This window comes from Streptomyces sp. NPDC043427, from assembly GCF_056436655.1.
This window is the reverse complement of sequence record NZ_JBWKCC010000014.1, coordinates 172972-186443: the sequence shown is the minus strand read 5'-3', so window position 1 is coordinate 186443 and position 13472 is coordinate 172972. Positions and strand designations below refer to the sequence as shown.

The window sequence follows — 13472 nt, the reverse complement described above, 5'->3', positions numbered from 1 at the left end:
TGCCGGGGGATGGACAGCGCCTCAAAGCGGCCCAGCGTCCATGCGACCGACCCGCCCCGCGCCCACAGCCGCCCCCGCCCCTCCCCCGTTCGGCCCACCCCCACCCCCCACCGCCGCCTCTCCCGCGTCACCCTCGTAAGTGCAGGTGGGCAGGACGGCCCGTACGTGAGGGGTGGAGGCGGACGTGGGTGATGGCGTGGGCGGTGGGCCGGGGGTGGTGGGGCCCGGGCCTGGGTGTTCCGCGCTGGGGTTGGGGCTCGCGCGGCGGAGGCGGCGGCGTTGGGTGCGGTGGGGAGCGGGTGGGGTCGGCGGGGTCGTGGTGGTGGTCGTGGGAGTGGGGTGGGGGGTCTATCTCAAGCTGGACGGCAACATCACCGCCGACGAAGCGGCCGCGGCCGAACTCAGGCGGTACGAGAAGGAGCGGCCGACCTCGCTTGTGCGGGGCGCGCAGAACATTCTGCTGATCGGGTCGGACTCGCGCTCGGGGGAGGAGAACCGCAAGTACGGGCGGGACAGCGGGACCGAGCGGTCGGACACGACGATCCTGTTGCACCTCGCGGCGAACAGGGACAGCGCGACCGCGATCTCGGTGCCGCGCGACCTGATGGTGGACGTGCCGAGCTGCCGGCGACCCGACGGCACCCGCACCGGCCCCATGTTCGCGATGTTCAACCACGCCTTCCAGATGGGCGGCTCCGCCTGCACCATCCGTACCGTCGAAAAGCTGACCGACATCCGGATCGACCATCACGTCGTCGTCGACTTCCACGGGTTCAAGGAGATGGTGGACGCCGTGGACGGGGTCGAGGTCTGCCTGAAGGAACCCGTCAACGACAAGGCCGCCAAGCTGCGCCTGCCCGCGGGGCGGGTGACGCTCAACGGTGAGCAGGCGCTCGGGTACGTCCGGGCCCGTAAGTCGCTGGGCGACGGGAGCGACACCGACCGCATCGACCGGCAGCAGCGTTTCCTCGGCGCGCTCGTCAACAAGGTGCAGAGCAATGACGTGCTGCTGAATCCGGCGAAGCTGTATCCCGTGCTGGACGCGGCCACTTCTTCCCTCACCATCGACCCGGGCCTGGCCAGTCTGCGCGGTTTGTACCAACTCGTACGCGGAGTGCGAGACATCCCCACCGAACATGTGCGTTTCCTGACCGTTCCGAGGGAGGCTTACATCTACAACGCCAATCGCGACCAGCTCGTGGAGCCCGAGGCGGAGAGGTTGTTCGAGCGAGTACGTCGGGACGCCCCCGTGGAAGTCGCCCCGGGAGGCGGTTCGGGCGTCGAAAAGGCGCGCGGAAACGGCTCGCGGGAGCCCGACGAGCCCACTTCCCCCGCCCCCACGTTCCGCGGAAACACGGCGGCCGAGGACACCTGTGGGTAAAGCGCTTGCCAAGTCGACGAACTCGAGTTCAAAGAAATGGGTGAATTGCCCGCTTGTAGGGACGTGGAATTTGTCACCGTCGTCGCTTGACGCTGAACTGGGCGGATAGTGTGAGCGATCCGGTGCACCCGGCCCAGAGGACCGTCCTGGGGGTCGCGCACTGTTTGTACGAGACCCGAGCGCCTTGGAGGGGGAAAGGCGCCGCGTGGCCCCGACGGAGGATTCGAGACAACCGTGGACGCGCAAGGCCGTGGGCGGGCGGACAACATCGACCCCGCAGACCAGTGGGTGCTCAATCCGAACACCGGTGAATACGAACTGCGACTGAGCGCTTCCGCACCGCAGTCGGCGGTACCCGGACCCCGTAGATCCGCCTCGCGCGGAGCGGGAGCCGGTGCCAACGGCACGGTGCGCAGCCGCACGGCCGCGCCCGGCCGTGACGCGCCGGGCCGGAACGTGCCGGGGCCGCGTCGGCGGCGCGGCGCGCCCGCGCCCGAGGACCCGCTTCCCGGGCGGCGCGGGCGACGGCAGCCGCCGAAGAAGTCGAAGGCGAAGAAGGCGTTGGCCTGGACCGGCGGCACGCTGGCGTTCATCGTGCTCGCCGCGGCCGGAGCGGCGTACCTCTACATCGAGCATCTCAACAACAACATCGCGTCCTCGCCGGACGACGGCGCGAGCACCGGCGGCTTCCAGAAGGACAGGGCCATCAACGTCCTGTTGATCGGCACCGACAAGCGCACCGGCGCGGGCAACGAGGGCTACGGCGACGCCGGCAGCGTCGGCCACGCCGACACCACGCTGCTGGTGCACGTCTCCAAGGACCGTACGAACGGCACCGTGCTCAGCATCCCGCGCGACCTCATCGTGAACGTCCCGGACTGCCCGACCACGCAGGAGGACGGCTCAACCAAGGTCATCCCGGGCACACAGGGCGTCCGCTTCAACACCAGCCTCGGCCAGGACGACCGCACACCCAGCTGCACCATGCGCACGGTCACCGAGCTGACCGGGATCACCCCGGACAACTTCATGGTCGCCGACTTCAACGCGGTCAAGACGCTGACCACGGCGGTCGACGGCGTGGACGTGTGCCTGGCCAAGGACCTCAAGGACCCGGACTCGCACCTGGACCTGAAGAAGGGCACGCGGCACATCGAGGGTGAGACGGCGCTCGCCTTCGTCCGCACCCGGCACGCCGTCGGCTTCGGCGGCGACCTGAGCCGGATCGGGCTGCAACAGCAGTTCCTCAGCGCGCTGATGCGCAAGCTGAAGTCCAACGACACGCTCACCAGCCCGACCAAGATGATCAAGCTGGCCGAGGCCGGCACCAAGGCGCTGACCGTCGACTCCAAGCTGGACAGCATCGGCAAGCTCAAGGACCTCGGTCTGGAGCTGGGCAAGCTCGACACCAAGAACCTGACCTTCGTCACCGTGCCGGTGGTCGACAACCCGGCGGAGAAGGTCAAGGCGACGGTCGTCCTGAACCAGACGCAGGCGCCCCAGGTCTTCCAGGCGATCCAGGACGACGTCTCCTTCACCGCGGTGAAGCAGAAGGAGAAGGAGAAGAAGGACGCGGCGGCCCAGGCCGCGGCCGCCCGTCTGCAGGGCACCAAGTCCGAGGCCTCCGAGGTGCGGGTGCGCGTGCTCAACGGCGGGGCTCCGCCCGGCAGCGCGCAGGAGACTCTCAACTGGCTGCAGAACACCGAGGGCGTGGAGAAGTCCGAGAACGGCGGCAACGCGCCGGCGGAACTGAGCAAGACAACGCTCGAGTACGCGCCCGACCAGGCCGACCAGGCACGCAAGCTGGCCGAGCTCATGGGGCTCTCCGGAGCGGCGATGAAGCCGGGCAAGAGCGTGACCAACTCCCAGGGCCTGCCGGCGATCACGCTGACCCTGGGCAAGGACTTCAAGGGCGCGGGTGTCTCGCTCACCGCTCCGACGAAGGCTCCGGACGTGGAGAAGTCGACTGCGGACAAGGTCGAGTGCGCCAAGTGACCCGACAAGTACGCCAAGTGATCCAAAAAGCAGGTCAAGTCACCTGACTGAGACATCAGGCGACCTAACCAAACGGGTCCGTCGCGCGTCTAACGAGGCGCGGGGCGGACCCGTGTCATGCGCAGGGTGGGGAGGGGCTGGAGTTGGCGGGCAGCAGTGTGCGGGGGGAGGCGCCCGCGGCCGGGGGCAAGACGTCTCCCGAGTCGCGGAGCGAAGAGGCACCGGGCAGGCGTGGCCGGCACGGCGGCGGTGGGGGCCGGCGCCATGGCGGCGGACGCGGAACCGACCGGGGGCCGCGCAAACGCCGTGCGCTGCGCTGGTCGGCGTCGGTGCTGGCGGTGGTGATACTGGGCACCGCGGGCGCCGGTTACCTCTACTACCAGCACCTCAACAACAACATCAAAAAAGACGCCCTGAACATCGGCGACGAAAAGGACCGGGCGGCCAAGACCGAGGCCAACGCGGCCGGTCAGACGCCGCTGAACATCCTCCTCATCGGTTCGGACGCGCGGAACACCAAGGAGAACCAGAAGCTCGGCGGGGCCAAGGACACCTTCGACGGTCCTCCGCTCGCGGACGTCCAGATGCTGCTGCACGTGTCGGCCGACCGCTCCAACATGTCGGTCGTCAGCATGCCGCGCGACACGCTGGTGGACATCCCCAAGTGCACCGACCCGGAGAGCGGCGAGGAGTTCGAGGCGCTCACCCGGAGGATCACGAACCGCTCGCTGAGCCGTGGCGGTCCGGGCTGCACGGTGGCGACCTGGGAGAAGCTCACCGACATCCACATCGACCACTTCATGATGATCGACTTCTCGGGTGTGGTGTCGATGGCGGACGCGATCGGCGGTGTCCCGGTCTGTGTGCGGGCCAACGTGTACTCGCACACCCGCGACGGCAAGGGCTCGGGCCTCAGGCTCAAGGAGGGCACCACCTCCATCAAGGGCAAGCAGGCCCTGCAGTGGCTGCGCACCCGCTACGGCTTCGAGGACAACACCGACCTCGCGCGCGCCAAGGCCCAGCACCAGTACATGAACTCGATGGTCCGCGAGCTGCGTGAGAACGCCACGCTCAGCAATCCGAACAAGCTGCGCAAGCTCGCCGAGGCCGCCACGAAGGCGATCACGGTGGACCCGGACCTGGGCAGCCTCAAGAAGATGTACGACCTGGCCAACGAGCTGAAGAAGGTGCCGACCGAGCGCATCACCATGACGACGATGCCGAACCGGTACGCCGGCGAGCGGGTGGAGCCCACCGAGGACGCCGGCAAACTGTTCCGGCTGGTGCGCGAGGACATCGCCCTCGACGGCAAGGACAAGGACAAGAAGAAGGCCCCCGAGACGCCGGCCACCGAGGACAAGGCCGCCGCGGACGGCGAGATCGCGGTCCAGGTCCACAACGGCACCGCCGACGCCACGCTGGGCGCCGCCCGCGGGCGCGCGACGGCCGTGAAGGAACTGCTGGTCGGCAAGGGCTTCACGCAGGCCGTGGCGGATCCGTCGGCGGCGACGTCCGAGAAGACCACAGTGATCCGCTACCCGAGCGCCGACCTCCAGGGCGACGCGGAGCGGGTGGCCGAGGCCCTCGGCCTCCCCGCGAGCGCGGTGAAGAAGTCCACGGACGTCTCCGGCATCACCCTCGTCGTCGGCGCGGACTGGCGGTCGGGTACGGCCTACAAGGCGCCGAAGGAGGACGACACGACGCCCGATTCGGCGAACGCCCTCAACGCCTCCGACAAGTCGGCGTGCATGGAGATCGCCCCGGGCTTCACCTGGTAGGCCGGGCGCGCGGGCCGGTTCGTCCGGCGGGACTCATCGCGAGGTGAGGACCGCCGGGCGGCGGGAGGCGATGACCTTCCTGGCCAGCGCGCGCGGGCTGGTGAGGAAGCCCCAGCCCCACGACATGTGCATGGTGGCGAGGGCCACGGGGATCTGCAGCCGCGCCTTCAGCGGCAGCCCCTTGCCGGCGGGCAGCGACCCGGCGACGATCGCCGCGAGGTAGCCGCCCGGGACCACGAAGCCCCACGGGGTGAGCAGTCCGCCCACCAGGACCCCGGCGGCGATCGCGCACACGGCGGTCGGCGGGGCGAGGTAGCGCAGGTTGATGGAGCCCTCGTGGTAGCGGGCGACGACGTGCCGCCAACGCCCGTAGTCCTTGTACTGCTTGGCGAGCGCCTTCACGCTGGGCCGCGGCCGGTACGACACCCTCAGCTCCGGCGAGAACCAGATCAGCCCGCCGGCCTCCCGTATGCGGAAGTTGAGCTCCCAGTCCTGGGCGCGGATGAACTCCTCGTTGTAGCCGCCCTGTTGCTCCAGCGCCTCGCGCCGGAACACTCCGAGGTAGACCGTCTCGGCCGGGGCCGCCTGGCCACCCGTGTGGAAGGCGGCGTTGCCGACCCCGATCTTGGAGGTCATCGCGGCCGCGACGGCGTGCTCCCAGTCGTTCTCGCCCTCGGCGTGCATGATGCCGCCGACGTTCTGCGCGCCGGTCTCCTCCAGGAGCCGTACGGCGGTGGCGATGTAGTTCGGCGAGAGCATGCCGTGCCCGTCGACGCGGACGACGATCGGATGGCGGGATGCCTTGATCGCGGCGTTCAGCGCGGCCGGCGTACGGCCGGTGGGGTTGGGCACGGTGTGTACCCGCGCGTCTTCGGCCACGAGCTGGGCGGCGATCTCGTCCGTGCGGTCCGTGGACGGACCGAGGGCGATGACGACCTCCATCTCGCCGGCGTACTCCTGCGCGAGGATCGCTTGGACGGCTCCGCGCAGATGCCGCTCCTCGTTGAGGACGGGCATGATGACGGACACGGCGGGGAGCTGCACGTCGGGGTTGGCGTTCATAGGGGGCTCACGTTACCGCGAACGGGGGACAGCCCCGCGCCCCGCCGGGTGCGCTGCTCCGGGCGACAGATCGTATGGGCCTACGGTGTTCACGGATCCCCCACGTACGGCCGACGCCCGGAGGTGTCCCCTTGCCCACGCCGCCCCGGTCCCCCGCCCGGCCGCAGCGCCCCCCGCACCCGTCCCGCCGCCCGACCCGGCGTCCGCCGCGGCCGCCCGTACGGCGCAGGCGGCCGCGCTGGGCCGTGCGGGCGGCGACGACGCTGTCCGTGGTGGTCCTCGCGGCAGCCGGGATCGGGCACTCGCTGGTCACCAGCCTCGACTCGGACATCGACCGGGTGGATCCCTTCAAGGACATGAAGAACCGGCCCCGCGCGGGTCACGGCATGAACGTCCTGTTGGTCGGCACCGACGGCCGCGAGAAGATCTCGCGGGCGGAGCGGCGCAGATACCGGCTGGGCGGCGCCCCCTGCCACTGCACCGACACGATCATGATCGTGCACATCTCGGCGGACCGGGAGCGGGCGAGCGTGGTGAGCCTGCCGCGCGACTCGTTCGTGGAGACGCCCCCGCACGTCGACCGGACCACCGGCGAGCGGCACGCCGGACATCCGCTGAAGATCAACGCGGCGTACGCGGAGGGCGGGCCGCAGCTGACCGTGCGGACGATCGAGCACATGACCCACGTGAAGATCGACCACTATCTGGAGGTCGACTTCACCAGCTTCATGAAGACGGTGGATGTGCTCGGCGGGGTGAGGATCTGCACCGCCGAGCCGCTGAAGGACACCTACACCGGGCTCGACCTCCCGGCCGGCAAGCACACCCTCACGGGCGGCGCGGCGCTTCAGTACGTGCGCTCCCGGCACGTCGACGCCACCGCCGACCTCAGCCGGATGAAGCGCCAGCAACGTTTCCTGGCGGCCCTGGTGGACCGTGCGAGCTCCTCCGGTGTCCTGCTGAACCCGCTGCGGTTCCGGGACGTGGCGCGGGCGGTGCTGGGGTCGGTGCGGGCGGACCGGGGCTTCGGCACGAACGAACTGCTGGACCTGGGGCGGGCGATGCGGAACTTCTCACCGTCGTCGTCGGAGTTCACGACCGTGCCGATCAGGGACATGGGCTACGCCGTGAAAGGCATCGGCTCGACCCTGAAGTGGGACCCCGTCCGTTCTGAGCGCCTCTTCAGGGCCCTGCGCGACGACAGGCCGCTGTCCGCCGGGCCCCGGCCGCGCAGCCCGTTCCCGCACGTGGAGGTGGCCCCACAGCGGATCCGCGTCCAGGTGGAGAACGGCACGGCGACGAACGGACTCGGCCGGCGGGTCGACGCGGCGCTGGTCGCGGCCGGATTCCGTACGACGGGGCGGCCGGTGACGGCGGACCACACGGTGAAGCGGACGGTCGTCACCCACGACCCGCGCTGGGACCGCTCGGCGCGGTCCCTGGCGGCCGCGCTGCCCGGCAGCGAACTGCGGGCGGTGCCGGGGCTCGGGCCGACACTGAAGGTGATCGCGGGGCCGGACTTCCGCGAGGTGCGTAAGGTGCGGGCGCAGGATCCGGACCGGGCGGAGTCGGGGGTTGTGCGGGGTGACGAGGTGGGGTGCGCGTAGGGCTCCGGCGGTCGGGGGAGGGCGCGCTCAGCAGGCCGTCGAGAGCCGGGGCCGTCTCGGCGTCCTGCCGCCGCGCAGACGGGCCGTCGGGTGGTGCGGCGGGCGTGCGGAGGGGCCATCGGGACCGTGCGAGTCGCCTGCCATGTCATCCGTGGTGGACGGGGCGAGCCTGGTGCCCATGCGTGCCGTGTCGACCGTTCCCCCCCCCACACCCAAGGCGGTGAACAGCAGCGCGGCGAACCGTACCGCCCTCCGGCGGGGCGCATCGCGCGGTCAGTCCTCGTACCCGTCCGCCGCCCGCCTCTCGCGCAGTTCCTTGATGGCGCGGCGGCGGGCCAGGCGGTGGGTGCGGCGGATCTGGGCCTCCTGGTAGCGCCGCTTGTCGCGCTCCGTCTCGGGGATGACGTGCGGCACCCGGCGCGGCTTGCCGTCGGCGTCGACGGCGGCGAAGACCAGGTAGGCCGAGCCGACCTGGGTGGCCGGGGCGGACTCGTTCCAGCGCTCGGCCAGGACCCGCACGCCGACCTCCATGGACGTCCGGCCGGTCCAGTTGACCTGAGCCTTCACATGGACGAGGTCGCCGACGCGAACCGGCTCCAGGAAGACCATCTCGTCCATGGAGGCGGTGACGGCGGGTCCGCCGGAGTGGCGTCCGGCCACCGCGCCCGCCGCGTCGTCGACGAGCTTCATGATCACGCCACCGTGCACGGTCCCCAGCAGGTTCGTGTCGTTGTGGGTCATGATGTGGCTGAGGGTCGTCCGGGAGGCCGCGGTCGGCTTGCCCGGGATATCCGGAGTTTCCGATTCCGCGACGGGGGCCTGTTCTGTCATGGCCTCAACCTTATGCCGAGGTGACATCTGCGGAATTTGTGTCAGCTTCGCAACAGCCGGGCCCTTATTTTCCGACGAACCTTGTAAGGCACATGCCCCTGCCCTGCACACTGGGGCGCATGAACGATTGGCCCGAGGGATGGTCCGACGACAACCGCGGCTCCCGGTACGGAGGCGGCAGCGCGAGCGCACAGCCTGAGAGCGCTCGCGTCATGCGGCAGGTCCGCCGGCCCGCCCCGGGCGCGTACGGCGGCCCCGCCCCCGCGTCGCCGCCGTACGCGGGCGGAGTCCCGCAGCAGCCGTCGTACGTGGACGGCAGCGAGGCCTACGACAGCGGCTACAACACCGGGCAGGTGTACGGCTCCCCCGGCGGCGGAGGGGGCGATCTGCCCGGCTCGCGCATGCGGGAGCCCGGCAGACCCGCGCCGGACTGGCGGCGCCGGATCAAGTGGACGGCGATCACCGTCGTGACCGTGCTGGTGGTGACCACCGTAGGCACGTACTTCTGGGCCGACTCCAAACTCAAGCGCGAGGTCGACCTGTCGACGGTCATCGACCGGCCGGAGGCAGGCGACGGCACCAACTACCTGATCGTCGGCTCCGACAGCCGTGAGGGCATGACCGCCGAGCAGAAGAAGGATCTGCACACCGGGTCCGCCGACGGCAAGCGGACGGACTCGATGATGATCCTGCACGTCGGTGACAGCGGCGACACACTGATCTCACTCCCCCGCGACTCCGACGTGGAGATCCCGTCGTACGTGGGCTCGGAGTCCGGCAAGACCTTCAAGGGCTCGGGCCGGCACACCAAGCTGAACGCCGCGTACGCGGAGGACGGCCCGACGCTGCTGGTCCGCGCGATCGAGTACAACACCGGTCTGCACATCGACCACTACGTCGAGATCGGCTTCAACGGCTTCGCGAACATCGTGGACGCGGTCGGTGGCGTCGACATCACCATCGACAAGGGCTTCAAGGACAAGTACTCGGGCGCCGACTTCAAGGCGGGCAAGCAGACCCTGAACGGCGAGCAGGCGCTCGCCTTCGTCCGCACCCGGCACGCCTTCGCCACGTCCGACCTCCAGCGCACGAAGAACCAGCAGAAGTTCCTGTCCGCCCTCGCCCACCAGGTGGCGACCCCCTCAACCATCCTGAACCCCTTCAAGCTCTACCCGACCATGGGCGCGGGCCTGGACTCCCTGATCGTCGACAAGGACATGGGCCTGTGGGACCTGGCGTCGATGTTCTGGGCAATGAAGGGTGTCAGCGGCGGCGACGGAAAGTCCCTCAACATGCCCATCTCGGGCAATACCCCCAACGGCAACCTTCAGTGGGACAAGACGAAGGTGAAGACGCTGGTGAACGAGCTGAACAGCGGCGAGAAGGTGACGGTTTCCAGCAACTGAGCGCGCGCACGCTGTTCGAGGGGCACCCCTTCCCGGAGTGCCCCTCGACCGCGTTCAGGGGGACGTCACATCGCGGCGCCCGCCATCGTGCGGCACGTCTCGGCGCAGCGGCGACAGGCCTCGGCGCAGCGCATCATCATGGGGTCGTCCGGCATGGACATACACGCCTCGGCGCACATGTCACAGGCCTTGGCGCACATCGCGCACATCTCGGCCGACATCGGCGAGCGGCGCATCATCATGTCCGCGCACATACGGGTCGTCTCGGAGCAGTCCATCAGCGCGCGCATGATGGGCATACGGTCCGGGCCGCCCGCCTGCAGGCAGGAGCTCATGGTCTCCTCGCAGGCGGTGTGGCAGGACATGCATGCCTCGACGCAGGCCTGCATCTCCCTGCTCATGGCGGTCATGCCGGTGGACTGCGTACCGCGCCTCATTCCGGACTGGGTCATGGCTCCTCCTGCGGGTGAGTGTGCCTCGGGCTCTCGTGGGCCCGGGTGCCCTTCCGGCATACGCCTCCCGGCGGCGACGCGCCATCCGGCGGACGTGAATAATCCGCTTCGTGTGCGAAGGGGCCGGTGGAGTTACGGCTTGCGGCCCACCCCGGCGAAGTGCGTGACGTCGACGATGTCGGCCTCCGCCGTGTCGGGGCGCCAGCGCGAGCAGGTGACGACGCCCGGGTCGAGGAGTTCCAGGCCCTCGAAGAAGCGGAGGAGGTCGGTACGGCCGCGCAGGGTCATCGGCGCCGACCCCTGGCTGTTCCAGTACTCCACGGCGCCCGTCATCGCCTCCCCGTCGACCTCGGTGGTGGGGTGGGAGACGACGAGGTGACTGCCGGCGGGAAGGGCGTCCATCAGGCGGCGCACGACGGCGACGGCCTCCTCGGTGTCCATCACGAAGTTGAGGACACCCAGCAGGGTGACGGCCACGGGCCGGTCGAGGTCGAGGGTGCGGGCCGCCTCCCGCAGGATCGCCTCCGGGTCGTGCGCGTCGGCCTGCACATAGGCGGTGGCGCCCTCGACCGTGCTGGTCAGCAGCGCGTGGGCGTGGCTGAGCACGAGGGGGTCGTTGTCGACGTACACGATCCGCGCCTCGGGCGCGACCCGCTGGGCCACCTCGTGCGTGTTGTCGGCGGTCGGCAGACCCGAGCCGATGTCCAGGAACTGCCGTATCCCCGCCTCCCCCGCCAGGTACCGCACCGCCCGAGCCAGGAAGCGGCGGTCGGCGACGGCCGAGCGGGGCAGCGCCGGCACGAAGGAGAGAATCTGGTCCCCGACCTCCTTGTCGACGGGGTAGTGATCCGTCCCGCCCAGCCAGTAGTTCCAGATCCGAGCCGAGTGGGACACATCTGTACGCAGGTCGGACATCGGGTCGGTCTCCTTCGGGCATCAGCGATCGGGGTGTACACCAACGTAATGAGGGAGGCCGCGGACCATAACTGCTTTTGCCTGAACCTGAGTTCCGGGCCCGTGCGAGGATTCCCCGATGATCCCCAGCACTCCCGTACCGGCCGCCGTCCCCGCGGGCCGGATGTCCGCCGACGCCCAGCCGGTGCTGCCCCTGCCGGGCTCCGGCCTGGAACTGCGCCCCTGGGAACCGTCCGACGCCGACGCCCTGGTGGCCGCCGGCCGGGACCCGGCGATCCGGCAGTGGAACCTCCTGGTCGTGGAGACACCCGAGGAGGCACGTCGACGCATCACGCGTATGCACGAGCGCTGGCGGGCCGAGACCGGCGCCGTCTGGGCCGTCGCTCGGCCGGACGGCGGCGAGGTCGTGGGGCTCATCGGGTTCAACGACGTGGACCTCGCGGGCGGCGGCGCCGAGATCGTCTACTGGGTGCTGCCCCCGGCCCGCGGCAACGGGGTCGTGGTCGAGGCGACCCGGCGCGTCAGCCGGTGGGCCCTGGACGACCTCGGCCTGCACCGGCTGCGGCTGTGCCACTCCGTGATGAACGAGGCGTCCTGCCGGGTGGCCGCCAAGGCGGGGTACGCCTTCGAGGGCACGATGCGGGGTGCGCTGCTGCACGCCGACGGGTGGCACGACCAGCATTTGCATGCGCTGGTCCAAGGGGACGTATGAGAAAGGGGCGCCCGGAGATCCGGACGCCCCTCTGTCGTCGACTCGCCTGTGGTTACGGCAGGTTGCGCGCCATCACGATCCGCTGGACCTGGTTCGTGCCCTCGTAGATCTGGGTGATCTTGGCGTCGCGCATCATGCGCTCGACCGGGTAGTCGCGGGTGTATCCGTAGCCGCCCAGCAACTGCACCGCGTCGGTGGTGACCTCCATGGCGACGTCGGAGGCGAAGCACTTGGCCGCCGCGCCCTGGAAGGTGAGGTCGGAATCGCCGCGCTCGGACTTGGCCGCCGCCGCGTACGTCAGCTGGCGGGCCGCCTCGATCTTCATGGCCATGTCGGCGAGCATGAACTGGATGCCCTGGAAGTCGGCGATCGGCTTGCCGAACTGCTTGCGCTCGCGGACGTAGCCCTTGGCGTAGTCGAGGGCGCCCTGGGCGACACCGAGGGCCTGGGCGGCGATGGTGATGCGGGTGTGGTCGAGGGTCTTCATCGCCGTGGCGAAGCCGGTGCCCTCCTCGCCGATCATGCGGTCGGCCGGGATGCGCACGTTGTCGAGGTAGACCTCGCGGGTCGGGGAGCCCTTGATGCCGAGCTTCTTCTCCGGGGCGCCGAAGGAGACACCCGGGTCCGCCTTCTCGACGACGAACGCGGAGATGCCCTTGGAGCGCTTCTCGGGGTCGGTGACCGCCATCACCGTGTAGTAGTCGGACACGCCCGCGTTGGTGATCCAGCGCTTCACGCCGTTGAGGACGTAGTGGTCGCCGTCGCGGACCGCCTTCGTCTTCATGCCGGCCGCGTCGGAGCCCGCGTCGGGCTCGGACAGCGCGTACGAGAACATCGCGTCGCCCTTGGCCAGCGGGGTCAGGTACCTCTTCTTCAGATCCTCCGAGCCGGACAGGATCACCGGGAGGGAGCCCAACTTGTTCACCGCGGGGATCAGGGAGGAGGAGACACAGGCGCGCGCCACCTCCTCGATCACGATCACCGTCGCCAGCGCGTCCGCTCCCGCGCCGCCGTACTCCTCGGGTACGTGCACGGCGTGCAGGTCGTTGGCCACGAGCGCGTCCAGCGCCTCCTGCGGGAAGCGCGCCTCCTCGTCCACCGCTGCGGCGTACGGCGCGATCTTCGCCTCGGCCAGTGAACGGATCGCGTCCCGGAGCATGTCGTGCTCCTCGGACGGGCGGTACAGGTCGAAGTCAGCCGATCCGGCCAAGGTCTCTCACGCTCCAAAAACGCTGGGGTGATGCTGAGGTGATCTCGCTAATTACCGTTAAGTAACTCAAATTTTAGAGCGCCGCCCACGCGACTGATACGTGACCTTGGCGACAGAGGAAAA

Annotated in this window: 11 protein-coding genes; 6 read left to right on the top strand and 5 right to left on the bottom strand. The window is 69.8% G+C overall.

Features of this window, described 5'->3' with window-relative positions:
• Window positions 1-184 precede the first annotated feature (184 nt).
• The 3 genes from AC067M_RS23190 (at window position 185) to AC067M_RS23180 (ending at window position 5154) form a co-directional block, all read left to right on the top strand.
• Window positions 185-1381: an LCP family protein gene (locus tag AC067M_RS23190; protein ID WP_478698910.1), complete on the top strand. Its 1197-nt coding sequence runs from the start codon at window positions 185-187 to the stop codon at window positions 1379-1381.
• Between the two features lie 234 nt (window positions 1382-1615).
• Window positions 1616-3376 (top strand): LCP family protein, encoded by a 1761-nt coding sequence (locus tag AC067M_RS23185; RefSeq protein ID WP_478698909.1) that lies wholly within the window; start codon window positions 1616-1618, stop codon window positions 3374-3376.
• A 143-nt stretch (window positions 3377-3519) separates the two neighbouring features.
• A complete protein-coding gene (locus AC067M_RS23180) occupies window positions 3520-5154 on the top strand; it encodes an LCP family protein (protein ID WP_478698908.1) in 1635 nt (544 codons plus the stop codon).
• A gap of 33 nt (window positions 5155-5187) precedes the next feature.
• Here AC067M_RS23180 and AC067M_RS23175 read toward each other — a convergent pair whose 3' ends face one another.
• A complete protein-coding gene (locus tag AC067M_RS23175) occupies window positions 5188-6216 on the bottom strand; it encodes a glycosyltransferase family 2 protein (RefSeq protein ID WP_478698907.1) in 1029 nt (342 codons plus the stop codon).
• A gap of 131 nt (window positions 6217-6347) precedes the next feature.
• On the opposite strand from AC067M_RS23175, the gene AC067M_RS23170 reads away from it, so the two are divergent.
• Complete coding sequence (locus AC067M_RS23170; RefSeq protein WP_478698906.1) at window positions 6348-7823, top strand: LCP family protein; 1476 nt, start codon at window positions 6348-6350, stop codon at window positions 7821-7823.
• Between the two features lie 273 nt (window positions 7824-8096).
• Here AC067M_RS23170 and AC067M_RS23165 read toward each other — a convergent pair whose 3' ends face one another.
• Window positions 8097-8654, bottom strand: coding sequence for an acyl-CoA thioesterase (locus AC067M_RS23165; protein WP_478698905.1), 558 nt, complete (start codon window positions 8652-8654; stop codon window positions 8097-8099).
• A 119-nt stretch (window positions 8655-8773) separates the two neighbouring features.
• On the opposite strand from AC067M_RS23165, the gene AC067M_RS23160 reads away from it, so the two are divergent.
• The gene (locus AC067M_RS23160) at window positions 8774-10060 is read left to right on the top strand and encodes an LCP family protein (RefSeq protein WP_478698904.1); all 1287 of its coding nucleotides are present in this window, start codon (window positions 8774-8776) and stop codon (window positions 10058-10060) included.
• A gap of 65 nt (window positions 10061-10125) precedes the next feature.
• On the opposite strand, the gene AC067M_RS23155 is transcribed toward AC067M_RS23160, so the two are convergent.
• Both AC067M_RS23155 and AC067M_RS23150 read right to left on the bottom strand, forming a co-directional pair.
• Window positions 10126-10512: a four-helix bundle copper-binding protein gene (locus tag AC067M_RS23155; RefSeq protein WP_478698903.1), complete on the bottom strand. Its 387-nt coding sequence runs from the start codon at window positions 10510-10512 to the stop codon at window positions 10126-10128.
• A gap of 132 nt (window positions 10513-10644) precedes the next feature.
• A complete protein-coding gene (locus tag AC067M_RS23150; RefSeq protein ID WP_478698902.1) occupies window positions 10645-11427 on the bottom strand; it encodes an SAM-dependent methyltransferase in 783 nt (260 codons plus the stop codon).
• Window positions 11428-11545: 118 nt separating this feature from the next.
• On the opposite strand from AC067M_RS23150, the gene AC067M_RS23145 reads away from it, so the two are divergent.
• Window positions 11546-12139 carry a GNAT family N-acetyltransferase gene (locus AC067M_RS23145; RefSeq protein WP_478698901.1) on the top strand — a complete coding sequence of 198 codons (594 nt, stop codon included), beginning with the start codon at window positions 11546-11548 and terminating at the stop codon, window positions 12137-12139.
• Window positions 12140-12191: 52 nt separating this feature from the next.
• Here AC067M_RS23145 and AC067M_RS23140 read toward each other — a convergent pair whose 3' ends face one another.
• On the bottom strand, window positions 12192-13349 hold the full coding sequence (locus AC067M_RS23140; protein WP_478698900.1) for an acyl-CoA dehydrogenase: 1158 nt from the start codon (window positions 13347-13349) through the stop codon (window positions 12192-12194).
• Window positions 13350-13472 lie beyond the last annotated feature (123 nt).